General features: G+C 68.7%; 26 protein-coding genes. 16 read left to right on the forward strand and 10 right to left on the reverse strand.

Annotation, left to right across the window (positions count from 1 at the left end):
* Positions 1-327 precede the first annotated feature (327 nt).
* The 6 genes from OED52_RS20385 to OED52_RS20410 form a co-directional block, all read right to left on the reverse strand.
* Complete coding sequence (locus OED52_RS20385; RefSeq protein ID WP_264152627.1) at positions 328-522, reverse strand: hypothetical protein; 195 nt, start codon at positions 520-522, stop codon at positions 328-330.
* On the reverse strand, positions 519-1,415 hold the full coding sequence (locus tag OED52_RS20390) for a carbohydrate ABC transporter permease (RefSeq protein WP_264152628.1): 897 nt from the start codon (positions 1,413-1,415) through the stop codon (positions 519-521). The genes OED52_RS20385 and OED52_RS20390 overlap by 4 nt, the downstream gene beginning before the upstream one ends.
* Positions 1,412-2,485 carry a carbohydrate ABC transporter permease gene (locus tag OED52_RS20395; protein WP_264152629.1) on the reverse strand — a complete coding sequence of 358 codons (1,074 nt, stop codon included), beginning with the start codon at positions 2,483-2,485 and terminating at the stop codon, positions 1,412-1,414. The genes OED52_RS20390 and OED52_RS20395 overlap by 4 nt, the downstream gene beginning before the upstream one ends.
* A gap of 17 nt (positions 2,486-2,502) precedes the next feature.
* Positions 2,503-3,786, reverse strand: coding sequence for an ABC transporter substrate-binding protein (locus OED52_RS20400; protein ID WP_264152630.1), 1,284 nt, complete (start codon positions 3,784-3,786; stop codon positions 2,503-2,505).
* Positions 3,787-3,942: 156 nt separating this feature from the next.
* A complete protein-coding gene (locus OED52_RS20405) occupies positions 3,943-5,016 on the reverse strand; it encodes an ABC transporter ATP-binding protein (RefSeq protein WP_264152631.1) in 1,074 nt (357 codons plus the stop codon).
* 45 nt (positions 5,017-5,061) lie between these two features.
* Positions 5,062-6,516 carry an alanine/glycine:cation symporter family protein gene (locus OED52_RS20410; RefSeq protein WP_264152632.1) on the reverse strand — a complete coding sequence of 485 codons (1,455 nt, stop codon included), beginning with the start codon at positions 6,514-6,516 and terminating at the stop codon, positions 5,062-5,064.
* A gap of 99 nt (positions 6,517-6,615) precedes the next feature.
* On the opposite strand from OED52_RS20410, the gene OED52_RS20415 reads away from it, so the two are divergent.
* The 12 genes from OED52_RS20415 to OED52_RS20470 all read left to right on the forward strand — a co-directional run bounded on the left by OED52_RS20415 (position 6,616) and on the right by OED52_RS20470 (position 13,548).
* Positions 6,616-7,425: a DUF2786 domain-containing protein gene (locus OED52_RS20415; RefSeq protein WP_264152633.1), complete on the forward strand. Its 810-nt coding sequence runs from the start codon at positions 6,616-6,618 to the stop codon at positions 7,423-7,425.
* A complete protein-coding gene (locus OED52_RS20420) occupies positions 7,422-7,949 on the forward strand; it encodes a TIGR04338 family metallohydrolase (RefSeq protein ID WP_264152634.1) in 528 nt (175 codons plus the stop codon). The genes OED52_RS20415 and OED52_RS20420 overlap by 4 nt, the downstream gene beginning before the upstream one ends.
* A gap of 274 nt (positions 7,950-8,223) precedes the next feature.
* The gene (locus OED52_RS20425) at positions 8,224-8,859 is read left to right on the forward strand and encodes a hypothetical protein (protein WP_264152635.1); all 636 of its coding nucleotides are present in this window, start codon (positions 8,224-8,226) and stop codon (positions 8,857-8,859) included.
* A gap of 5 nt (positions 8,860-8,864) precedes the next feature.
* Positions 8,865-10,085 (forward strand): SRPBCC family protein, encoded by a 1,221-nt coding sequence (locus OED52_RS20430; RefSeq protein ID WP_264152636.1) that lies wholly within the window; start codon positions 8,865-8,867, stop codon positions 10,083-10,085.
* Complete coding sequence (gvpJ, locus tag OED52_RS20435; RefSeq protein WP_264152637.1) at positions 10,082-10,495, forward strand: gas vesicle protein GvpJ; 414 nt, start codon at positions 10,082-10,084, stop codon at positions 10,493-10,495. The genes OED52_RS20430 and gvpJ (OED52_RS20435) overlap by 4 nt, the downstream gene beginning before the upstream one ends.
* Positions 10,496-11,314, forward strand: a complete 819-nt coding sequence (locus OED52_RS20440) for a GvpL/GvpF family gas vesicle protein (RefSeq protein ID WP_264152638.1) — start codon at positions 10,496-10,498, stop codon at positions 11,312-11,314.
* 3 nt (positions 11,315-11,317) lie between these two features.
* Positions 11,318-11,569, forward strand: coding sequence for a gas vesicle protein GvpG (locus OED52_RS20445; RefSeq protein ID WP_264152639.1), 252 nt, complete (start codon positions 11,318-11,320; stop codon positions 11,567-11,569).
* 4 nt (positions 11,570-11,573) lie between these two features.
* The gene (gvpO, locus tag OED52_RS20450; RefSeq protein ID WP_264152640.1) at positions 11,574-11,873 is read left to right on the forward strand and encodes a gas vesicle protein; all 300 of its coding nucleotides are present in this window, start codon (positions 11,574-11,576) and stop codon (positions 11,871-11,873) included.
* Positions 11,870-12,256: a gas vesicle protein GvpJ gene (gene gvpJ / locus OED52_RS20455; protein WP_264152641.1), complete on the forward strand. Its 387-nt coding sequence runs from the start codon at positions 11,870-11,872 to the stop codon at positions 12,254-12,256. The genes gvpO and gvpJ (OED52_RS20455) overlap by 4 nt, the downstream gene beginning before the upstream one ends.
* Entirely contained in the window at positions 12,249-13,037 is a 789-nt protein-coding gene (locus tag OED52_RS20460; RefSeq protein ID WP_264152642.1) for a GvpL/GvpF family gas vesicle protein, read from the forward strand. The genes gvpJ (OED52_RS20455) and OED52_RS20460 overlap by 8 nt, the downstream gene beginning before the upstream one ends.
* On the forward strand, positions 13,034-13,258 hold the full coding sequence (locus OED52_RS20465; protein ID WP_264152643.1) for a gas vesicle protein: 225 nt from the start codon (positions 13,034-13,036) through the stop codon (positions 13,256-13,258). Before OED52_RS20460 ends, OED52_RS20465 begins: the two co-directional genes overlap by 4 nt.
* The gene (locus OED52_RS20470; RefSeq protein ID WP_264152644.1) at positions 13,255-13,548 is read left to right on the forward strand and encodes a gas vesicle protein K; all 294 of its coding nucleotides are present in this window, start codon (positions 13,255-13,257) and stop codon (positions 13,546-13,548) included. The genes OED52_RS20465 and OED52_RS20470 overlap by 4 nt, the downstream gene beginning before the upstream one ends.
* 10 nt (positions 13,549-13,558) lie before the next feature.
* Here OED52_RS20470 and OED52_RS20475 read toward each other — a convergent pair whose 3' ends face one another.
* Both OED52_RS20475 and OED52_RS20480 read right to left on the reverse strand, forming a co-directional pair.
* A complete protein-coding gene (locus OED52_RS20475) occupies positions 13,559-14,695 on the reverse strand; it encodes an acyl-CoA dehydrogenase family protein (protein WP_264152645.1) in 1,137 nt (378 codons plus the stop codon).
* Between the two features lie 10 nt (positions 14,696-14,705).
* On the reverse strand, positions 14,706-15,875 hold the full coding sequence (locus tag OED52_RS20480; protein ID WP_264152646.1) for an acyl-CoA dehydrogenase family protein: 1,170 nt from the start codon (positions 15,873-15,875) through the stop codon (positions 14,706-14,708).
* Between the two features lie 144 nt (positions 15,876-16,019).
* On the opposite strand from OED52_RS20480, the gene OED52_RS20485 reads away from it, so the two are divergent.
* The 4 genes from OED52_RS20485 (at position 16,020) to OED52_RS20500 (ending at position 20,955) form a co-directional block, all read left to right on the forward strand.
* On the forward strand, positions 16,020-16,682 hold the full coding sequence (locus tag OED52_RS20485; protein ID WP_264152647.1) for a TetR/AcrR family transcriptional regulator: 663 nt from the start codon (positions 16,020-16,022) through the stop codon (positions 16,680-16,682).
* 58 nt (positions 16,683-16,740) lie between these two features.
* Positions 16,741-17,535 (forward strand): LLM class F420-dependent oxidoreductase, encoded by a 795-nt coding sequence (locus tag OED52_RS20490; RefSeq protein WP_264152648.1) that lies wholly within the window; start codon positions 16,741-16,743, stop codon positions 17,533-17,535.
* Positions 17,536-17,582: 47 nt separating this feature from the next.
* Positions 17,583-18,776 carry an alpha/beta fold hydrolase gene (locus OED52_RS20495; protein ID WP_264152649.1) on the forward strand — a complete coding sequence of 398 codons (1,194 nt, stop codon included), beginning with the start codon at positions 17,583-17,585 and terminating at the stop codon, positions 18,774-18,776.
* Between the two features lie 121 nt (positions 18,777-18,897).
* Positions 18,898-20,955, forward strand: a complete 2,058-nt coding sequence (locus OED52_RS20500; RefSeq protein WP_264152650.1) for a PhoX family protein — start codon at positions 18,898-18,900, stop codon at positions 20,953-20,955.
* 14 nt (positions 20,956-20,969) lie between these two features.
* Here the strand turns inward: OED52_RS20500 and ggh are convergent, their stop codons facing one another.
* Both ggh and OED52_RS20510 read right to left on the reverse strand, forming a co-directional pair.
* Complete coding sequence (gene ggh, locus OED52_RS20505) at positions 20,970-22,307, reverse strand: glucosylglycerate hydrolase (protein ID WP_264152651.1); 1,338 nt, start codon at positions 22,305-22,307, stop codon at positions 20,970-20,972.
* Positions 22,308-22,405: 98 nt separating this feature from the next.
* A complete protein-coding gene (locus OED52_RS20510; RefSeq protein ID WP_264152652.1) occupies positions 22,406-23,575 on the reverse strand; it encodes an LLM class flavin-dependent oxidoreductase in 1,170 nt (389 codons plus the stop codon).
* Positions 23,576-23,680: the final 105 nt, after the last annotated feature.

The raw sequence follows: 23,680 nt of genomic DNA on the forward strand, positions 1-23,680 counted from the left end.
TGCCGTCCCTGCGCTGCGCTTCCGCGTGGTTCCCGCACTCCGCGTCCCCGCCGTTCCGGCACTGCGGGACCTCTTCGCAGTCCCGGCTGCCTGTGTCTTCTTCGCAGCCCCGGCTGCCTGCGACTTCGTGGTCTTCGAGGACGCCTGCCCCCGCGTCCGGGGGGTTCCCGTACCCCGCGCGGACGTCGACCTCGTCGGTCTCTTCGGGCTGCTCACTCGTACCACTTTCTCCGTGCTCGGCCTTCGGCAGGACGACGTCCCGCCCACCGTATGGTACGGATCCGACTACCCGGCTCCCTCACCGCCGACGCTCGGTGGGGGAGGGGGTCACCGGCCCGCGCGCCGCCAGGCACGGAACGCGAAACCCCAGGCCGCGACGAACGCGAGCAACACCAGCGACGGCACGATCCCGGGCTGCGGGGAGGTCAGTTCCGCGACGGCTCCGATCAGCGCCATCACGGTGAACACGGTGAGGAACCCGAGGAGCATCTCCAGCCGGTTCCGCCGCGGAACCTTCCTCACGACTTGACGCCGCCCGCGGTCAGACCGGAGATGATGCGGCGCTGGAAGATCAGCACCATCACCACGAGCGGCACCATCACGAGGGTGCCGCCGGCCATGATCGACGCGTACGGGGTGACGTACGGGTCGGTACCGGTGAAGCGGGCCATCGCGACGGTCACCGGGGCGGTGCGCTCACTCGACAGTTGCGACATCAGCAGGTACTCGTTGACGGTCGCGATGAACGCGAGGATCGCCGTGGTGAACAGGGCGGGTGCCGCGAGCGGCAGCATGATCATGCGGAAGGCCTGGCCGCGGGTCGCGCCGTCCATGCGGGCGGCCTCCTCGAGTTCCCACGGCAGGTCGGAGAAGAACGAGGTCAGCGTGTACACCGTCAGCGGCAGCACGAACGAGATGTTCGGGATGATCAGCGCCTGGTAGCTGCCGATCCAGCCGATGTCGGTGAACAGCTGGAACAGCGGCGTCACGAGCGCGACGACGGGGAACATCGACGCGCCGAGGATGATGCCGGTGACGAAGTACTTGCCGCGGAAGTCGAACCGCGACAGCGCGTAGGCGGTGAACACCCCCAGCAGCAGCGCGACCGCGGTGGTGGCGCCGGCGATGATGACGCTGTTGAGCAGTGCGCGGGAGAAGTTGACCTTGGCGTCGGGGTCGAGCGCCTCGGCGAAGTTCTGCAGGGTCGGGTTCGACGGCCACAGGGTGGTGCTGAACGTCTCGGACGGGTCCCGCAGCGCGGTGACGATCATCCAGTAGCAGGGCGCCAGGCCCCAGATCACGATCAGTGCGACACCCAGATAGGTGCCGAATCCGCGCAGCCGGCGGCGCAGGGGCACCTTCCGGACGGGCACCTCCTCCGGCTCGGTGCGGGGCGCCTCGGCGGTGGCGGTCATGCGATCTCCCCCTTCCGCTGCTTCTCCTGTGTGTTCACGGCGTTGGCGCCGAGGAACCGGACCAGCACGAACGCGACCGCGAAGATGATGAGGAACGTGATCGTCGACAGGGCCGACGCCGAGTTGGCGCCCTGGCGCATCTGATCGACGACGAGCACGGAGATCGTCGACGTCGCCGGGTTGGAGCCCATCATGATGGCGGGCAGGTCGTACATGCGCAGCGCGTCCATGGTGCGGAACAGGATCGCGACCATGAGGGCGGGCTTGACCAGGGGCAACGTGATCTGTGTGAACCGCTGCCAGGCGTTGGCGCCGTCGACCTTCGCAGCCTCGTAGACGTCCTGGGGGATCATCTGCAGGCCGGCGAGGATGAGCAACGCCATGAACGGGGCCGTCTTCCACACGTCCGCGACGATGATCGCGAAGCGGGCGGGCCACGGATCGGCGGTCCACAGGAAGTCGGTGCCGAGGAGCTTGTTGGCGATGCCGTCGTTGGCGAAGATGAAGAACCACAGCTTCGCGGTGACGGCGGTGGGGATGGCCCAGGGCACGAGCACCGAGGCCCGCAGCAGGCCGCGGCCGCGGAACGACTTGGCCATCACGAGTGCCATACCGAAACCGATCACCGTCTCGAGGGAGACGGTGACGACGGTGAAGAAGAAGGTGTTGAAGATCGACTGCCAGAACTGGGAGCCGAGGGTGCCCGGGGGGCACGGGATGGTGCCGGTGGCGGTACCGCAGGTCTGGGTGATCCACCGCGTGTAGTTCTCGATCCCGACGAACCCGCCGGTGACGAACCGGCCCGTCTCGGGGTCGAGCTTCTTCGCGTCACCGTGCAGCGACATCCACACCGCGCGCCCGAGCGGGTACAGGATGATGACGGCGAGGACGAGCATCGACGGGGCGATGAACATCCACACCGGGATCCTGCGCCGCTCCTTCGTCGCGGCCGCGGGTGGTTCGGGTGCGCGGTGCCGTCCGCCGACACGTCCGCGGCCGGGACCGGGGACGGTCCCGACCGCGGGTTCGTGTGACGGATCCGCGGGCTTGTCGACCTGCGGGTCTGCCATGTACTGCTCCTAGAGCATCAGTTGCCGGCGGTCTCGATGCCGGCCTTGGTGTCGTCCAGCGCCTGCTGGACGGTCTTCTCTCCGCGGATGGCAGCGTAGGCGTTGTCGGAGATCGCCTTCGACACGGCCGAGTAGTACGGCGATGCCGGACGCGGCTTCGCAGCCTCGAGAACTTCCTTCAGCGTCGAGAAGTAGGGGTACTGCTCGAGGATCGCCGGGTCGTCGTAGACCTCGGCGAGGACGGGGGCGCCGCCCGCCTCGGCGTAGTACATCTGCGACTGCCGGGTCTGCATGAACTCGAGGAAGTCGCGCGCGGTGGCCGGAGCGTCCGAGAACGCGCTGATGCCGACGTTGTAGCCGCCGAGGGTGGACACACCCGGGCCGTCGATGCCGGGCAGGACGGCGATGCCGTAGTTGCCGGCGATCGACGAGGACTCGCCGTCGGTGTAGAAGCCGGGCCAGGTGCGCAGGAACAGGGCCTCGCCGTTGCCGAAGGCGGTCTGCGACTCACCCTCGGTGTAGGTCTGCGCGGCGGCCGGGATGATGCCGTCCTCGAAACCGTCGACGATGAACTGCAGGCCCTCGGCCGTCTTGTCGTCGATGGCGGGGGTCAGACCGTCCTCGGCGACGAAGGAGCCGCCGAAGGCGTTGACGATCTCGGTGACGTTGACCGTCAGGCCCTCGTAGTTCTTGAACTGACCGATGTAGCAGGCGATGCCCGCCTCCTCGGCCTTCGGGCACTCGGCCTTCAGCTCCTCCCAGGTGGCCGGGGCCTTGTCGACGAGGTCGGTGCGGTAGTAGAGGAACGCGCCGTTGGTGTTCTTCGGGGCCGCGTAGAGGGTGCCGTTGTAGGTGCCCGACTCGACGGTCGCGGGCAGCAGGCCCTCGGTGTCGATCGCGTACTCGCCCTCGAGCGGAACGAGCCAGCCGTTGGCGGCGAACTCCGCGGTGTTGGTGACGTCGACGGCGATGAGGTCGTACTCGTCGCTCTTGGCCTGCATCCGCTGGGCGATGTCGTCGTACTGGTCGTTGGCCTCCTTGGCCAGCGGCTTGAACGTCACCTGCTCGTCGGGATGCTCGGCGTTCCAGTCGGCGATGATGCTCTCGAGCGCCGCGTTCAGGGGATCCTGACCCTCGACGATCGTGATCGGACCGCGGCCCTCACCGGCTGCGGAGGCGGTGTCGCCGGTGGTGGTGCTGTCGCTGCCACCGTCGTCCGACGAACAACCCGCGAGAACGAGCGCAGCCGCAGCCGACGCTGCGATCGCGGCCCTCCGCATCGCCTTCGTATTCAGAACCATCAACAACTCCCCGTTTCGAGGTGGAAAATTCTCGCCGGTGACTCCGGGCCACCGGCACCGGCCACTACTGTGGCACGCGTCATGGGGAAAAGGCGGCATTCCGCCCGACCTGGATCGGTTCTGTGTCGGGCGACTCGGCCGTTTCCCGCGGGCCGGTCAGCCGATGCGGCGGCCGTCCGAGGTGCCGAAGACGTGCACGTGTTCGGGGTCGAAGCGCAGGTACAGGCGGTCGCCCTTCTGCGGCGGGTTGCGCCAGTCGCTACGCGCGACGATCTGCTGCACGATGCCACCGACGTCGGCGCGTCCGTAGACGTACGCCTCGGAGCCGAGTTCCTCGACGACGTCGACGTCCACCGCCAGACCGTCGGCCGAGATCTCGAGATGTTCGGGGCGGATACCGAGGACGACCTCGGTCTCGGTGACCTGCCCGAGCACGTCGCGCGGGATCGGGACGTACGTGTCGCCGATCATGGCGCCACGGTCGAAGACCGGCAGGCGGAACAGGTTCATGGCGGGTGAACCCATGAAGCCGGCGACGAAGATGTTCGCGGGCCGGTTGTAGAGCTCACGCGGCGACGCGCACTGCTGCAGGATGCCCTTCTCGAGCACGGCCACGCGGTCGCCCATCGTCATGGCCTCGACCTGGTCGTGGGTGACGTAGACGGTGGTGGTGCCGAGGCGGCGCTGCAGCTGCGCGATCTGGGTGCGGGTCTGCACGCGGAGCTTGGCGTCGAGATTGGACAGCGGCTCGTCCATGAGGAAGACCTGCGGCTGCCGCACGATGGCGCGGCCCATCGCGACGCGCTGCCGCTGGCCGCCGGACAGGGCCTTGGGCTTGCGGTCGAGGAACTGCTCGAGGTCGAGCATCCTCGCGACCTCGAGAACCCGCTGCCGGATCTCGTCCTTGGGGGTCTTGGCGAGCTTGAGCGCGAAGCCCATGTTCTCGGCGACCGACATGTGCGGGTAGAGCGCGTAGTTCTGGAACACCATCGCGATGTCCCGTTCCTTCGGGTCCTGCCCGGTGACGTCCTGGTTCCCGATGAGGATGCGTCCGCTGTGCACCTCCTCGAGGCCGGCGAGCATGCGCAGCGAGGTGGACTTGCCGCAGCCGGAGGGGCCGACGAGGACGAGGAACTCCCCGTCCTCGATCTCGAGGTCCAGCGCGTCCACGGCGGGCGTGCTCGAGCCGGGAAACAGACACGTGGCCTTGTCGAAGGTCACCGACGCCATCTCGCAGATCCTTTCCGAAGCGGACACGCTCGTGCGCCGGAGAATCTACCGTGCCCCGCTCGACTCGTTCCCGACCGGCGTGACGTCGTCGCCGTTCCACACCTGGATCCCGCGGATGCCCGGGACGTCGCCGGCGTGGAAGACCGGATCGCGGCCCTGCTTGCGCTGCGCGCTGTAGTTGTGGAACAGCGCGTAGGCGATGCCGGACAGCGGGACCAGCGCGACGAGGTTGACGGTGGCCATGACTCCCATCGCGAGGTCGGCCAGGGCCCACACCAGCGGCACCGAGCCGATGGCGCCGAGGAAGACGCACAGCACGACCGCCGACCGTAGGTAGGGGAGGATGCGGCGCGAACCGGTGAGGAACTCCATGTTGGATTCGCTGTAGTAGTAGTTGCCGATCACCGAGGTGAACGCGAGGAAGAAGATCAGCACGGCGAGGAAGTGCACGGTCCAGTCGCCCAGCTGGGAGGACAGCGCGTTCTGGGTGAGCGTCGCGCCTTCGAGTCCGCTGCCGAACTCGGGGTCCGACAGCAGGATGATGAACGCGGTGATGGAGCAGACCAGCAGGGTGTCGAAGTAGACGCCGAGGCTCTGGACCAGGCCCTGCTTCACCGGGTGGGTGACCGAGGCGGTCGCGCCGGCGTTGGGTGCCGAACCCATGCCGGCCTCGTTGGAGAACAACCCGCGGCGGATGCCGTTCATGAACGCCGCCGCGAAACCACCGCCGACGATCTCCTCGAGCCCGAAGGCGTTCTCGACGATGAGCCGGAACATGGTGGGGACCTCGTCGATGTTGAGGACGACGACGATCACGCCGATGACGAGATAGGCGAGGGCCATGACCGGCACGACGACCTGCGAGACGGCCGAGATACGGCGGATGCCACCGAAGATCACCGCTCCGACGAGCACCGCGACGACGAGACCGACCCCTATCTGCAGGAAGGTGGTCTTCTCGCCGACGGAGCCGGCCACCGCGTCGACGATGGAGTTGGTCTGCACGGCGTTGAACACGAAACCGTAGGTGACGGTGATGATGACCGCGAAGATCATCCCCATCCAGCGTTTCCGCAGTCCGTACTGCATGTAGTAGGCGGGGCCACCACGGAAGGCGCCGTCCTCGTCGCGCACCTTGTACAGCTGCGCGAGGGTGGACTCGAGGAAGGCGGTGGCCGCACCGATCAGGGCCATCGCCCACATCCAGAACACCGCGCCGGGTCCGCCGAGGCTGATCGCGATGGCGACACCGGCGATGTTGCCGGTGCCCACACGGGAGGCGGCCGAGACGGAGAACGCCCGGAACGCCGAGATCCCCGGTGTGCCGTCGGGCTGGACCTCGGGCTTCTCGACGATCGAGCGCAGCATGTCCGGCACGAGGCGGATCTGGATGAACCGGGACCGCACCGTGTAGTACAGGCCCGAACCGATCAGCAGGGCGATCACCGCATACCAGAACGTGTCGTTGATGTCGGTGACGAAATCGACCGCAGTGTCCATTTCCACGATCTTCGTGACTCGGGTGCGTTCGCGCAGCACTTTCGGTCCGCGCGTCCTCCCATGGGTGTGGGTGTCCCCCGGACGCTCTACGCTCGCGACGTGAGTTCGGAGAAGATGCTGAGCCGGATCGGCGGGTTGTTGAGGAAGGCGGAGTCCACCGACAACGAGCACGAGGCCGACGCCTATCTCGCCGCCGCCCAGCGTCTCGCGACCGCCGCGTCCGTCGACCTGGCGATGGCCCGGGCCCACACCGAGGCGCGGGAGCGGCGGGCCACGCCGGTGCAGCGGCTGGTCACCATCGGGGAAGCGGGGCGGAAGGGGCTGCGGACCTACGCGCAGTTGTTCCTCGCCATCGCCGCGGCGAACGACGTGCAGTGCGACATCACCGCCAACTCCACCGTCGTCTACGCCTACGGGTTCGCCTCCGACATCGACGTGTGCGAGGCGTTGTACTCGTCGCTGCTCGTGCAGATGGTGCGCGCGTCCGACGCCTATCTGCGGCAGGGCACCTACCGGTCGGAGACGACGGTGCAGACCGTGATCGAGGAGCGCGGCGGGCGGCGGGTGCGCACGCGGGTCCGGAAGCCGGTCGCGGCGGTGACGGCCCGGCTGAACTTCCAGTCGGCGTTCGCGGCGAGGATCGGCGCGCGGCTGTCGGAGGCCAAGCAGGAGACCGAACGCGAAGCGGAGGTCTCGACCCCGGGGACCGCGCTCGCGTTGCGCGGGAAGAGCCTGGAACTACAGGACTTCTATCGCCGGACCTCGCAGGCTCGCGGCAGCTGGCGGGGGAACCGGACGAATTCGGCGCGGTCGGTCGACGCCCGGCGGGCGGGCGACCGCGCCGCCCGGGCCGCACGGTTGGGGACGGCACCGGAGTTGCCGGCGTCACCGAGGAGGCTGGAACGATGAGCAGGATTCGGGACATACGGAAAAGTGCTGTCTACGAAGCGGAATCGATCGTGCGCCGGATGCTCGACCGCGCCGACGAGCGAGGTCTGCGCACCGTGGAGGTCGCCGGTTCGCACGTGACCCTCCCGATCGAGCGCCGGTTCGCGTCGATCGAGTCGGTGCAGGCCTACGTCGATGCCGTGCTCACCCTCGACTGGGTGCGCACCCGTTGGGAGCGCGCGCGGATCCGGGTGCGGGTGCGGGCGCGTGCCGGGAACGCCGCGGCGCACTACGAACGCGACAGCGCGACGATCGCCCTGCCGGAGCACCGCGCGAACACCGCGTGGGCGTTCCGGGAGATGGTGGTGCTTCACGAACTGGCGCACCATCTCGATCCGCTGGACCCGGAGGACGCCACCGAGGGTGCGCACGGTCCCCGCTTCGTCGACCGGTTCCTCACGCTGGTCGGTGAGATCATCGGTCCCGAAACGGCTTTCCTGTTGCGGGCCAGTGGGATCGACACTCCGGTCGGACCGAACCGGTGACCTCCCCGGGCCGGGAAGCACGGATGCGTGTTACCGAGGTTTGAACCGGGCTTTGCCCTGATCTCCCCCGCAAGGGGACTTCTTTGGAATACTCCCGTATCCCGTTCGGGAACATACTGTTTGGTCCTTTTCGTGCAACCTCCGCTACAGCACCGAGGCGACGTTTCGGATGACGTACTGTGGGCTACATCACAAGGACCACGCGTCGCTCCCGCCCTCGCGGCCACCACCCCGTTCGCGCCGACGACGCATCCCCTCCGGAAGGAGAACGGTGATGAAACCCGGAGCACGAGTCGCCCTCGGTGTGGGCATCGGATATTTCCTCGGCCGCACCAAGAAGATGCGACTGGCCCTGATGCTCGCCGGTGCCGGAGCCACCGGCAAACTACCCAGTTCTCCGCAGGACCTCCTGCAGCGCAGCGCCTCGATGCTCGGTTCGTCTCCCGAGGTCAGCAGAATCACCGAATCCGTTCGGGGAGAACTGATGAACGCGGCCCGCGCCGCCGCCGTCACCGCGGCGAGCCATCGCATCGACGCCCTCAACGACCGCCTCCAGGAGCGGGCCGGCAGTGGAACGAGCAGGAGGTCGGGACGCCGGGAGGAACCCGAGGACGTCGAGTACGAGGACGACTACGACGAACCCCCCGGCGAACGCGACGAGGACTACGACGACGACACCGGCGAGGAGGACCAGGGCATCCAGGACGCCGAGGTCGAGGAGGAATCCGAACCGAAGCGCCCGGCCCGTCGGCGCACGACCCGCAGCACCCCCACCCGGACGCGAACCTCCCGGAGCAAGGCGAAAGCCGAACCGGACGAGGACGAGGACGAGCCGTCACCCGCCCCCCGCAAGCGGGCCGCCCGGGCCACCTCCTCCGGCCGCGCCCCGGTGCGCCGCACGGGTAGGTGAGACCGATGGCGCGATCACTGAAGGACGTCCCGGGCGACGTGACGGAGACGGTCGGAAAGGTCGGGAAGACCGCCGGACGTGCCGCCGGTGGAACGGGCCGCGCAGCCACGGGAGCCGCGGGCGGTCTCGGGGGATCGGCCACGAGTCCCCTGCGCGACTCCCTGCAGAGCCTGGCCGGTACGGTCGCCCAGGCCGCGGTGTCCAAGGTCTCCGACCGGGTCACCGGAACCGCGGGCCGACTCCAGGACTACGCCGACGGGAAGGGTGGGAACCTCGCGAGCGCCCTGACCGGCGTCGACAGGCTCGCCCAGGGCGAGTCGCCGTTGAAGGCGGCGGCGAGCTCCGGCTTCCAGAACCTGAAGGAGACCGCGAAGGACAAGTTCCAGGACGTCAAGGAAGCCGTCACCGGTGGTGGCGGCGGCAAGGGCGGCGGGGGCAAGAAACTCAAGCTCACCAACATCGTCGAGAGCATCGACGTGGGCGTGCCGATCGACCTCGCCTACGACCTGTGGACCCGGTTCGCCGACTGGCCGAAGTTCATGAAGAAGGTCGAACAGGTCGAACAGGTGGAGGACGAGAAACTCCACTGGACCGGAAAGGTGTTCTGGTCGCGCCGCAACTGGGAGTCCACCATCCTCGAACAGGTGCCGTTCGAACGGATCGTGTGGCGGTCCAAGGGCGGGAAGGGTTACATCGACGGCGCGGTGACCTTCCACGAACTCACTCCCGACCTCACCCGGATCCTCATGGTCCTCGAATACCACCCCCGCGGCCTGTTCGAGCGCACCGCGAATCTGTGGCGGGCAGTGGGACGGCGAGCACGACTGGAACTCAAGCACTTCCGTCGTTACGCCATGACCGAGGCCGTACTGCATCCCGACGACATCGTCGGCTGGCACGGCGAGATCCGCGAGAGCGAGGTCGTCGAGGACGACGAGACCGCGCGGCGGAAGGAAGAGGAACGGGATATCGACACCGACGGAGGCGAGATCCACGACGAAGACGAGGATTTCGACGAGGAGGAACCGTCCGAGAACGAGGATCTGCAGGACGAGGAGGACCTCGAGGACGAGTATCCCGATGAGGAGGACGCGGTGTCCGGCGAGGAACCGGACGACGAAGAGGACGAACCCGAACCACCCCGGAAACGCGCGCCCACGAAACGGACCCGCGCGACGAAGACCACCGGCACACGCTCGGGCCGCTCGAGAGGATCCCGCTCATGACCATCCAACCCGCCGGCGGAGGCGGAGGCGGCGGTGGAGGCGGGGGCATGGCCCGGCCGAACTCCTCCGGGCTCGCCGACGTCATCGACACCATCCTCGACAAGGGTCTCGTCATCGACGCGTTCGTGCGCGTGTCGCTGGTGGGCATCGAACTGCTCACCATCGACGCCCGCGTCGTGGTGGCGAGCGTCGACACCTATCTACGGTTCGCCGAGGCCGTGAACCGGCTGGAGATCTCCGACAACGAACCCAAGGGACTGCCCGACCTCGTCGGCGACATCACCTCCGGCGGAGCAAGACACAAGACGAAGGGCGCCATCGAGGCCGCCGGGGAGAAGGTCAGCGAGTTCCTCGGCGAGGTGCAGCAGCAACGCGAGGCCGCACCCCGATCACGCAGGAGGGAGGACTAGATGTCCACGGATCGGACGGAGCAGAACGGGAACGGAACCGGCTCGGACGCCGGCACCGGTTCGGATGCAGCCGTGTACGTCTACGGCATCGTTCCGTCGGACGTCGAGCCGGAGGACCATGCCCGCGGTGTCGGCGAGCCGCCGGCCGAGATCTCGGTGGTGCGCAGCGGCAGGGTTGCGGCGCTCGTCAGCGAGATCCCCCTCGACCGCCCCCTCGGTACCCCCGACGACCTGACGGCGCACGCCGAACTGCTCGACGGGACGGTGACGGTCGCACCGGTCCTGCCCCTGAGATTCGGTGCGGTCCTGACCGACCGGGATGCGGTGGCCTCCGAGTTGCTCGAGGGTCACGAGGAGGAACTGGTCTCCGCGCTGGAGCAGCTCGACGGGCTCGCACAGTTCGTCGTCAAGGGCCGCTACGTCGAGAGGACGATCCTGCAGGAGATCCTCGACGAGAACACCGATGCCGCGCAGTTGCGCGAGCAGATCCGCGGACAGTCGGAGGACGCCACCCGCGAGGCGCGCATGGCGCTCGGCGAGATCATCAACGCGACGATCGAATCCAAACGTGCCGAGGACACCCGGCGCACCGTCGAGGCGCTCGAATCGTTCGATCCGATGGTCAACGAACGGCCACCCACCCACGAGCAGGACGCCGTGCACATCGCCGTCCTGATGAAACTCGACGAGCAGGACCGGCTCGAGGACGCCCTGCGCGAACTCGCACAGGAGTGGGAGAACCGCGTCGATCTGAATCTGCTCGGGCCGATGGCCGCCTACGACTTCATCACGAAATCCGATCCGGGGGAGGGAGGTTGACCGATGGGCTTGGTGTCGTCCCTGCTCACCCTTCCGCTCGCTCCGGTGAAGGGCGTGCTGTGGCTGGGGCAGGTCATCCAGGAGCAGGTGGAACAGCAACTCCACGACCCCGCAACCATCCGCCGTGAGCTCGAGGAGATCGACGAGGCGGCACGCGCCGGGAGGATCACGCCGGAGGAGAAACAGGCCGCGGAACAGGCCGTCCTGAACCGGATGATCCCGGGGGACTCTCCCGGGAAGGCCGGGAAGGAGTGACGCCGTGGCGAAGAACAGCGAGCCGCCCGTGGTCTCGGCATCCGAGGCCGGGCGGGCCGCCCTCGCGCATCTCGAGGAGCTGACCTCGAAGACCGCGCAGGGGGTCACCTCGGTCGAACCCACCGAGGACGGCTGGACGGTGGAGATCGAGGTCGTCGAGGACCGGCGCATCCCCTCGTCGGCGGACATGCTCGCGCTGTACGAGGTGGAGATCGACATGGAGGGAAACCTTCTGGCCTACCGGCGGACCCGTCGTTACGGGCGCGGCAGCAGCGACATCGGGGGAGCGAGGGCCGGCACATGACGGTGGTGGGCGGGAGCGGGAGCATGTCGCCCCAGCCGTACGGCGGCGGGCACCAGTCGACCAATCTCGGTGACATCCTCGAACGCGTCCTGGACAAGGGACTGGTGATCGCCGGTGACATCCAGGTGAACCTGCTCGACATCGAACTGCTCACCATCAAACTCCGGCTCGTCGTCGCGTCGCTCGAGACGGCGAAGTCCGTCGGGATCGACTGGTGGGAGAGCGATCCGTGGCTGAGCAGCAAGGCACGCAACCGCGAACTGGAGTCGCAGTCGGATCTGGAAATCGAGAACCGGAGGCTGCGGGAGCGCCTGGCGCAGCTCGAACAGGAGCGCACCCCGGCGGTCGAGGAGGCGATCGTGCACGAGGAGGATCGTGACTGACACGACCGGCATCTGGATGTACGCGGTGACCGAGGCCGGGCACACAGCCGACCTCGTGTCCACCGCGACGGGCGTTGCGGGCGAACGGGTCCGCGTGATCGGGGAGGACGGGCTGACGGCGGTGGTCGGCACGGTTCCCCTGGCCGAGTTCGGGGCGGACGCCCTCACCCGCAATCTCGAGGACCTGGGCTGGCTCGAACGGGTCGCCCGCGCACACGACGCCGTCGTGTCGACACTGGGACGGCGGATCCCCGTGATCCCGCTGCGGCTCGCGACCGTCTGCCTCGACGAGCACCGCGTCCACGAGATCCTGATGCAGCACCGGCGGGAGTTCACGGAGGCGCTGACACTGGTCACCGGCCGGACCGAGTGGGGGGTCAAGGCGTTCGCGGACCGGAAGACGCTCTCCGAGGCCCTCACCGACGCGAACACCGGTGACGCTGCCGGCGGTTCCGGGACGGCCTATCTGCTCCGCCGTCGCGCCCAGCTGGCCGCACGGGAGAGCGTCGAACGCGAGGCCGCCGCCCGCGCAGACGACATCCACGAACGGTTGCTGCACAGAGCCGCCGCAGGTCGGCGCAACCCACCGACCGATCCGGCCCTGAGCGGCAACCCGGAGTGGATGCTGCTCAACGGGAGCTACCTGGTGGACGACGAGGCAGCGGACGAGTTCCGTTCCGAGGTCGAGGATCTGGGGAAGTCGTTCGCGGGGATCCGGGTGGAGCTGACTGGTCCGTGGCCGCCCTACTCCTTCGCCGGCGCCGAACGGATCGCGCCGTGAGATACGCCGACGGGTCCGTCGACGAGGAACGGCGCATCGCCCTGATCGATCTGCTCGACCGGGTGCTCGCGGGCGGCGTCGTCGTCACCGGCGACGTCACGCTCTCGATCGCCGACGTCGATCTGGTGCGGATCTCGTTGCGTGCCTTGATCTCGTCGCTCAGCACCCTCTCGGTCACCGGCGACGTGCCGGTCCCGGACGGAACGAGGAACGGGCGATGAGCGAACCCGCCCGCCTGCCGTCGCGGATCGACGCCGATCCCGAGTCGGTGGAGCGCGGCCTGGTGACGCTGGTGCTCACGCTGGTGGAGCTGCTGCGTCAGCTGATGGAACGGCAGGCGCTGCACCGGATCGACGCGGGTGATCTCAGCGACGAGCAGATCGAGAGGGTGGGGACGACCCTGATGCTGCTCGAGCAGCGGATGGAGGAACTCCGCGACCATTTCGGGCTCACTCCCGAGGATCTCAACATCGATCTCGGCCCGCTGGGCACCCTGCTGCCCCGGGAGTGAGCCCGCACGGTCACATGCCGGTGATCTCGACGAGGTCGTAGTCCTTCAGCCCGCCGGAGAGCACGCGCAGGTGGTCGTCCATGGTGCCGAGGGTGTGCTCGATGGCCGTCAGGCGGCTCAGGTAGTGGCCGATGGAGTGCTCGGCCGTGACACCGATACCGCCGTGCATCTGCACCGACTCCTGGCCGATCTTCCGTGCCGACCGGCCGACCTGCAGCTTGGCGCGCGAGGCGATGGCCGGGTCGACGATGCCGTCGGCCAGGGCCATCGTCGCGTACAGGCTCATGCTCGACGCGAGCTCGTACAGCACGTACATGTCGGCGGCCCGGTGGGTCAGGGCCTGGAACATCGACAGCGGAACCCCGAACTGCTTGCGCTGCTTGAGGTAGTTCGTCGTGAGCTGCACGGAGGAGTCGAGCGCACCGACAGCCTCGGCGCACAGCGCGGCCTGGGCCCGCACCTGCGCGGCGGTGATCGCGGCCGACGCGTCGGCGACCTCACCGAGCGGGGTGGCGACGACGTCGTCGAGCACGAGCTGCGCGCCGCGACGTTCGTCGTTGGTGCGGTAGGACGTGCGGGTCAGCCCGTCGGCGCCGGCGTCGACGAGGAACAGGCCCACGCCGCCGGTGGGGAGCTGCGCGGACACGACGAAGGTGTCGGCGCAGTCGCCGTGCAGCACAGGGTTCTTGCGTCCGGACAGCTCCCAGGCGTCGCCGTCGCGGACCGCGGTGGTGGCGACCTCGGTGTGCGGCCAGCGGCTGCCCGGCTCGTCGTGCGCGAAGGCGAGCAGGGTGGTGCCCTCCGACAGGCGCGGGAGGATCTCGGAACGCTGTTCCTCGCTGCCGACCTCGGCGATCAGCCAGCCCGGCAGGTAGACCGCGTCGAGGACCGGTTCGGGGGCGAGGGCACGGCCGATCTCGGTCATGACCGCCATGACCTCCACCGGTCCGGCACCCATGCCGCCGTGTTCCTCGGCGAAGGGCAGGCCGAGGACGCCGAGTTCGGCGAGCTGCTTCCACACGTCGCGGTTCCAACCGAGATCGCTCTCGGCGACGCGATTGCGCGCCTCGACGTCGTACGCGCCGGCGAGCAGGTCGCGGACGGTCGCGCGGAGCATGTCCTGTTCGGTGTCGAGTTCGAAATTCATGTCCGGGGCCTCACAGTCCGAGAATCGAGGAAGCAATGATCGAACGCTGTACCTCGTTCGAACCGCCGTAGATGGTGACCTTGCGGTTGTTGAGGTAGGTCGGCGTCGTGAGCTGGGCCCACTCGGGCGAGTCGATGCCGGTCTCGCCCGCGGGCAGCGAGTCGGGGCCGGCGATGTCGACGAGCAGTTCCGTGGCGGCCTGCTGCAGTTCGGAGCCGCGCATCTTGAGCAGCGACGACGCCGGGTTCGGCTTGCCGTCGGCGGAGCTCGCGACCACGCGCAGCTGGGTGAGCTCGAGAGCGAGAAGTTCGTTCTCGAGTTCGGCGAGGCGCGCCGCGAAGATCGGGTCGTCGAGCAGCGACCCGCTGCCGAGGCGGGTCTCGGCGGCGAGGGCCTTGGCCCGGGCCAGCTTGACCTTGGTGGCGCTGACGCGGGCGATGCCGGTGCGCTCGTTGCCGAGCAGGAACTTCGCCTGCGTCCAGCCGGTGTTCTCCTCGCCGACGAGGTTCTCGACGGGCACCCGCACGTCCTCGAAGAACACCTCGTTGACCTCGTAGCTGCCGTCGATCAGCTTGATCGGCCGGCGGGTCACGCCCGGGGTGTCCATCGGGAACAGCAGCATCGAGATGCCGGCCTGCTTCTTGGCGTCCGGGTTGGTACGCACGAGGCAGAAGATCCAGTCGGCGTGCTGGGCGAGGGTCGTCCAGGTCTTCTGGCCGTTGACGATGTAGTGGTCACCGTCGCGCACCGCGCGGGTCTTGAGGGAGGCGAGGTCGGATCCGGCCTCGGGCTCGGAGAAGCCCTGGCACCACCAGATGTCGAGGTTGGCGGTGGCCGGGAGGAACCGTTCCTTCATCTCCTGGGAGCCGAACTGGGCGATGACCGGGCCGATCATCGAGGCGTTGAAGGGCAACGGGTCGGGCACGGAGGCGAGCTGCAGCTCACTGAGCCAGATGTTGCGCTGCATCGGGGTCCAGTCGCGGCCGCCCCATTCGACGGGCCAGTTCGGCACGGCCAGGCCGGCGGCGTTGAGGATGCGCTGGGTGGCGACGTAGTCGTCCTTGCCGAGCGGGGTGCCGGACGCGACCTTGGCGCGTGCCTCGGCGGGGATCTCGGTGGTGAAGAAGGTGCGCAGTTCGTCGCGGAACGCGCGTTCCTCCTCGGTGAGCTTCAGATTCATGGAGGGCCTTCCATCGCAGGGGGTCCAACGGGCCACGAACACCACGACCTGCGGAATCCCGTTCCGGAGCCGTGGCGCTTCTCGCCGTTCCAAACTAACCTTACAGTGTTCGCTCGTCCAGATCGCCGAAAAGGAAAGGGATCGATGGCGCGACCCCGCACCCCGTTGCTGAGCCGGGAACTCATCCGCGACGTCACGCTCCGTCTCGTCGACGAGTACGGCCTCGAGGCGGTGTCCATGCGCCGGATCGCCGCCGAACTCGGCGTGCGTGCCCCCTCGCTGTACAGCCACTACGCCACCAAGGAGGAGCTGCTCGACGACATCGCCGACACCATCGGCGAGTCCGTCGACGTCAGCGGCTTCGAGGGCGACGACTGGCAGGAGGCGATCCGCCTGTGGGCCCGCACCTACCGCGCAGCCCTCGCCGCGCACCCCAACATGGTGCCCTTCCTCGCGTCGAGCCCCGGCACCCGGCCGGTCTCCCTCCGCGCGGCCGACGCCATCCACGGTGGCCTCACCCGGGCCGGCTGGCCGCCCCGCTTCGCGACGATGATCGGCGCATCGGTGAAGTACATCGTCATCGGCTCGGCGATCACCTCGTTCGCCGGCGGATTCGACGACCACATCGACACCTACAACGAGCGCTATCCGCACCTGTCCCAGGCACACCGGCTGCGCGAGTACGCCGCGGAGATCGACGCGGACGGCTTCGAACTGATCCTCGAATCGTTCCTCCACGGCCTCGCGGAACGGTACGACTCGCTCCGGTCCACGGAGACCCCGGGATCCGAGACCGCCGGTACCTGAGGTGGTCGCTGCCGGAATCGCCCTGCGCGACCGGCGACATCGACCTAACGTGGAACGCATGACGCGCCCCATTCGCATCGGACTCCAACTCCAGCCGCAGCAGCAACCCGACTACGGCGTCATCCGCGACACCGTCCTCCGCGCCGAGGACGCCGGCGTCGACATCGTCTACAACTGGGACCACTTCTACCCGCTCTACGGCGACCCCGACGGCGCCCACTTCGAATGCTGGACGATGCTCGGCGCGTGGGCCGAGCAGACCGAGCGCGTGGAAATCGGCGCGCTGGTCACCGGCGGTGGCTACCGCAACCCCGATCTGCTCGCCGACATGGCCCGCACCGTCGACCACATCAGCGGCGGCCGGCTCATCCTCGGCATCGGGTCCGGCTGGTTCGAGCGGGACTACGCCGAGTACGGCTACGAGTTCGGCACCGCGGGTTCCCGCCTGGACCTGCTCGCCGAGTACATGCCCCGCATCGTGAACCGTCTCGGCAAGCTCAATCCCCAGCCCACCCGGCACATCCCCATCCTCATCGGCGGTGGCGGCCCGAAGAAGACGCTGCCGCTCGTCGCGAAGTACGCCGACATCTGGCACAGCTTCGGCGAGATGGAGACCCACGTCGAGAAATCCGGCATCCTCGCCCAGCGCTGCGCCGAAGCCGGGCGCCGCCCCGAGGACATCGAGCGGTCGACCTCCTGGCCGGGCGCCGAGGCGGCCCCGTCCTACGTCGAACTGGGCATCACGCAGTTCACCGTCGGCGTCGGCGGTCCCGACTACGACCTGACGGAGTTGCGCGAGGCGATCGCGTGGCGCGACGAGAACTCCGCGCCGCCGCTCACCGGCCTCAGCTGATCGCTGTCACCTGCACCGATCCCCGTCGTCGGTAGCATCGGTGGTGCATGTCGTACGCACCGCAGCTTCCGCCCTGCAGCGCCGGCGACTGGGACGACGGTCGTCGCCGGCGGCGCCTCCACGAGTCCCGCACCGGGCACCGCTGGCAACGGTTCGGCCGGCTCCGGCGCGGCCTCGTGCGCACCGCCCTCGCGACACTCCCGTTCCTCGCGCTGTTCACCCAGTACTGGGCGTGGGACGTCGCACCGATGCGCGAGCGCCTCGCGCTCACCGAGCCCCGCCTCCACCCGATCCACGACGCGACCTCGGCCGACGACCGCGACACCGCCGTCGTCGACCTCGTGGGGCTCGGCAATCTCGATGCCACCGACACCGCCGCGGCGCTGCCCGCCCTGGGGAAGCTCGGGCAGGTCTGGGCCGTCGAGTACGACAACAGCGGTCTCGACACGGCCGTGGTGAGCCGGATGATCCTCGAACGCGCCACCTGGACCGGGATCGGGAACGTCGTGCTCGTCGGGAACAGCATGGGCGGGATCGTCGCACTGGAGGTCGCGCAGCATCTCCACCAGGAGACCCCGCTCGAGGTGACCGGGGTGATCCTCGACTGCACCCCCATCGACCTGCACGCGGTGCGCGCCGACGCCCGCGACGCGGGGGAGGACCTGCTGCGGTGGATCGGCTGGCTGCCCGGTGCGCGGGAGAGCCGCAGCATGCGGACGCTGGTGGAGGTCGCGGCACGCCAGGACCGCTTCGTCGTCCCCTCCGACCGCTGGTATCGCCGCATCGACCCCGAGGAGCTGCGCAAAGCCGTCACGGAAGTGCTGAACGACAAGATCTTCTCCACCGACGCGGCGAGCAACGGCCTGATCGAATCGCAGTTCCGGGCGATCGTCGCCTCCGGTGCCGTCGACAACCTGCGGGCGCTCGCCGCCGAACGCGACGACGGGACCCGCCCGGCGGTGGTGTTCCTGCGCCCACGGAACCCGTTGGCCGACACCGTGGTCGACGTCGAGTACACCCACCGGGTGCTGGTCGAGCAGGTCGGCGGAATCGACGGCACCCTGCTCGTGTCGAAACTCGACGGCATCGGTCACGCGAACCCGATCCAGGCACCCGAGGTGTACAACGAGGCGATCACCGACCGCGTGGTGCCGTTCCTCGACTCGCGGCCGGGGGAGACCCCGGATCCGGACCGTCGCGGCTACGGACCGATCGACCTCGACCGTATCGCGCCGGGATGAGACACCGGGCGGGATCACCGCGTGGACGCCGGATCATCACCGGGCGTTCACCTTCCTGTTCCGTCGCACACCCCTTGGCCTCCTAGGGTCCGCCTCGAAGCGAACCTATCGAGGAGATGACGTGGCCCGTACCGACCTGCCCCTGTTCGTCACGCACGACGGCGTGTCGTCCCGTTCCGATGTCACCTGCAGGTACAAATGCGGCGACGCGTGCGCGCAGCCCGCACCCAACACCTCGCGGGGCGAGTACTTCGGGGACATCGTGCGCACGGCCTTCTCGCGCCGCGGGCTTCTGCGCGGTGGCGCGATGACCGTACTCGCCATCGGGGCCGGGGGCGTGCTCACCGCGTGCGGCGACGAATCCGGTGCCACCGCCGCGGCGAACGCCGCCGATTCCGGAACCGCTCCGGATGGAACGAGATTCACTGCGGTGCAACCGAACACCGACGACGCCGTACGGGTTCCGGAGGGTTACGAGCAGGAGGTCGTCATCCGCTGGGGTGATCCCGTCCTGCCCGACGCTCCCGGTTTCGACATCGGCGGCCAGACCGCCGCAGCGCAGGAGAAGCAGTTCGGGTTCAACAACGACTTCGCCGCACTGCTCCCGGTGGAGGGCGTCCCCCACACCTACCTGCTCGTCGTGAACCACGAGTACACCACCGAGCCGTTCATGTTCGCCGACTACGACTCGGAGGACCCCACCGAGGAACAGGTGCGCATCGGGCTCGCAGGGCACGGCCTGTCGGTGGTCCAGGTGCGAGGCAAAGCCGGAAGCGGTGTTCTGACACCGGAGTTCGGGCGGTACAACCGGCGCATCACCGGGACCACGGAATTCCTCGTCACCGGTCCCGCGGCGGGCAGTGCCCTGCTGAGGACCTCCACGGATCCGACCGGCACGCGGGTCGCGGGGACCCTCAACAACTGCTCGGGCGGGATCACGCCCTGGGGGACGGTGCTGTCGGGGGAGGAGAACTTCGACCAGTACTTCGCCAACGCCGAGCTCGTCACGGATCCCGTTGCCGCCGAACGCCTCGCCCGGTACGGCGTCGAGGGTGGTGCGACCGAACGCAAGTGGGAGCGGTTCGAACGGCGTTTCGATCTCGCGGTGGAACCGAACGAGGTCAACCGGTTCGGCTGGGTCGTCGAGATCGATCCGTGGGATCCGGAGTCGGTGCCGGTCAAGCACACGGCCCTGGGACGTTTCAAGCACGAGGCCGCCACGATCCACGTCACCGGGGACGGCACCGTCGTCGCGTACAGCGGGGACGACGAACGCTTCGACTACATGTACAAGTTCGTCTCGTCCCGGAGGATGCAGCAGGGTGGTTCACGGACGGCGATGCGGCACAACATGACCCTGCTCGACGCGGGCACCCTCTACGTCGCCCGGTTGTCCGCGGACCGGACCGACAGTGGGGACCGGACCGACAATGGCGAGTTCGCCGGGACGGGTGAGTGGATCCCGTTGCTGCGCAGCAACGAGGACGGCAGCGCCGAATCGTTCGTCGACGGGATGAGCGCCGAGGAGGTCGCGGTGTTCACCCGCCTCGCCGGCGACCGGGTGGGGGCGACGAAGATGGACCGCCCCGAGGACTTCGAACCGAACCCGATCACCGGCAAGGTCTATGTCGCACTCACCAACAACACCGAGCGCGGGGTGGACGGAGCGCCGCCCGCCGACCCCGCGAATCCCCGGGTGAACAACAAGAACGGACAGGTGCTGGAGATCGACGACGACCACGCCGGCACGTCGTTCACGTGGAATCTGCTTCTGGTGTGCGGTGATCCGGACGAGGCCGACACCTACTTCGGTGGTTTCGACAAGTCGCGGGTCAGCCCGATCTCGTGCCCGGACAATCTCGCCTTCGACCCGCACGGCAACCTGTGGATCTCCACCGACGGCAACGCCCTCGGGTCCAACGACGGACTGTTCTCGGTGGTGCTCGACGGCCCGCGCCGGGGTGAGACCAAGCAGTTCCTCACCGTCCCGATCGGGGCGGAGACGTGCGGTCCCGTCGTCCAGGACGGCCGGGTCGTGGTGTGCGTGCAGCACCCCGGGGAGACCGACGACGCGTCGTGGGCGTCGCCCGCCTCCCACTGGCCCGACGGCGGCGACGCGAAGCCGCGTCCTTCCGTTGTGGCGGTGTGGAAGTCGGATGGTGGCCGGATCGGAATGTGACGCCCCCGCTCGGTCTACCCGAGCCAGTCCAATACCGCTGCGGCCGTCCAGGATTGCTGCATGCTGCCCAGCGGGTCGCCGTTGAACGGATCGTAGTACTCGGCGAACGACCCGTCGCTGGCCTGACGTAATCCTTCGGCGCGCAGGACGTTCGCGCGCTCGGCCCAGCCGCGTCGCGCGAACGCCCAGGAGAACAGCCAGGTCATCACCGGCCACACCGGTCCGCGCCAGTACTCGCGGGCCCGGAAGTCCTTCGACACCGGCGAGGTCGACGGGGGCACCGCGTACCGGAGGTCGGGGTGACCGCAGAACTTCGGGCCCTCGAAGGTGCGGAGCAGCGCACGTTCGGCCTGCCGATCGAGACCCCCACACAACAACGGCGCGAACATCGCGAGAGTGTCGGTGGCGACCCACTTCCCGGTGCGGAGATCGAAGTCCTTGGCGGCGCCGGTGCGCGGGTCGGTCGTGTCGACGACACCGCGCCGGAACCGTTCCGCCCAGGAGTGCAGGTCGCGCACGTCGACGTTGGGGCGCGAGTGCTCCTCCCCGATGGTCGCGAGGACCTCGCACGACAGGGAGAACACGGCGCTGACGAAGACGTCCTCCACCGCGAAGGACATCGCCTTGGCGAGGACGTCGTCCTCGTAGCGGGCCGCCTTCATCTCCTCGAGCAGCCACAGATAGCGCACGTACTCGAGGTCGCTGGGGCGCTGCCCCGGGTCGGCGACGTGCTCGAGGTCCTCGCGCTGGAAGGCCGGCACCGCCCCCGCCATCACGTTGGCGTAGGCGGCGTCCCAGCGCGGCGAGTTGTCCATACCGGATTCCCACCCGTGGTAGAGCGCGATGCGGCCGTTGCCGTCGAGGTCGCGGGCGTGGGCGAGCCAGCGGTGCCAGCGCACCAGATCCGCCCAGCGGCGATCCAGGAACTCCTCGGCGACCGCGCGGGTCGTGCGGCCGTGACGTCGCGAGTGCTCGAGGATGCGCTGCACCGCGATCGCGTGCACGGGCGGCTGGGTGATCCCGGAGGTATGCACCCCGTCGGGGGCGTGCGCGGCAAGTTCGGTCACCGCCCACCGCGTGGGGCCGGGGAAATAACCGTCCACACCATTGGCGAAGACGATGTGCGGGATCATCCCGTTCTTCCACTGGGCGGACAGCAGGGTGTCGAGCTCCACGACCGCCCGCTCGACGCTCAGCGGCGCGAGCCCGATCGCCACGAACGCCGCGTCCCAGCTCCACATGTGTGGATAGAGCTTGGGAGCAGCACTGGTCATGGTGCCCAGGTCGTTGCCACGCAACAGGTACGCCGCGCGCGCAGCGAGCTGGGTGGGGGTGAATCCTCGATCCGGCACCGTCCCATTCTCCGGCCTGGACGCGGATCCGCCCACCGGGGCGCGCAGCTGTTACAGCGCCGACACATTCGTGCCGGCACTGTATCGGGCCGCGATCGTCAGTGGGCGGCGGGCAGGAAGGCCGTCGAACCCGACAGATCACCCGGACGGTGCGAGACCGGTGCGACGAGGCCGCGGCGCTCGAGGATCGGGCGCACTCCCTCACCGAAGCGGTAGGCCTCCTCGAGGTGCGGGTAGCCGGACAGCACGAAATGGTCGAGCCCGAGTTCGGCGTACTCGGCGATGCGGTCGGCGACCTCCTCGTGGGAGCCGACCAGCGCGGTGCCGGCGCCACCGCGGACGAGGCCGACACCCGCCCACAGATTGGGGGAGACCTCGAGGCTGCGGGCGTCCTTGCTCTGCGCGTAGGCGCTGCCGCCGCCGTGCAGCTCGACCATGCGGCGCTGCCCCTCGGAACCGGAGCGGGCCAGGCTCTGCTGGGCCCTCTCGATGGTCGCGGGGTCGAGGGCGGACAGGAGACGGTCGGCCTCGGCCCACGCCTCCTCCGAGGTGTCGCGGCTGATGACGTGCAGTCGGATGCCGTAGTCGAGGGTGCGGCCCTGGATGTCGGCGAGACCGCGGATCCACGCGATCTTGTCGGCGACGGCGGCGGGCGGCTCACCCCAGGTGAGGTAGGTGTCGCAGTAGCGGGACGCGACGGTGCCGGCCGCGGGTGAGGAGCCACCGAAGAACAGCGGCGGGGCCGGGTCGGGGATGCGCTGCAGCTGCGCGTTCTCGACCCGGATGTACTCCCCCTGGAAGTTCACCGGGCCGTTGCCCGCCCACAGCTGCTTGATGACGTCGAGGTACTCGCCGCAGCGGGCGTACCGCTGGTTCTTGTCCAGGAAGTCGCCGAAGGTGCGCTGCTCGTGGTCCTCGCCGCCGGTGACGACGTTGAGGAGCAGACGGCCCTGCGACTGCCACTGGAAGGTCGCGGCCATCTGGGCGGCGAGGGTGGGGCTGATCAGCCCCGGACGCAGTGCCACGAGGAACTTGAGCGTCTCGGTGGTCTCGATGAGCATCGCGGTGGTGAGCCAGGCGTCCTCGCACCATGCGCCGGTGGGGGTGAGGACCGACTCGAATCCGCTGGACTCGGCGGCGGCGGCCAGCTGGTTGAGGTAACGCAGCGTGGCCGGACGGTCACCCGACATCGAGCTGCCGTGTCCACCCGCCATGAGGTTTCGCGAATCGCCGTAGGTGGGCAGGAACCAGTGCAGATGCAGAGACAAGACGAATCCCCCGAGTCGACGACAGGCAAGGTGTGACAGCCATCCGACCAGGGATTTCTCGCCGACACAAGGATTGCGATCACCCTGATCCGAACCCGTGCGCGA

Origin of the sequence: Rhodococcus sp. Z13, assembly GCF_025837095.1 — a bacterium.
GTDB classification, from domain to species: Bacteria; Actinomycetota; Actinomycetes; order Mycobacteriales; family Mycobacteriaceae; genus Rhodococcus; species Rhodococcus sacchari.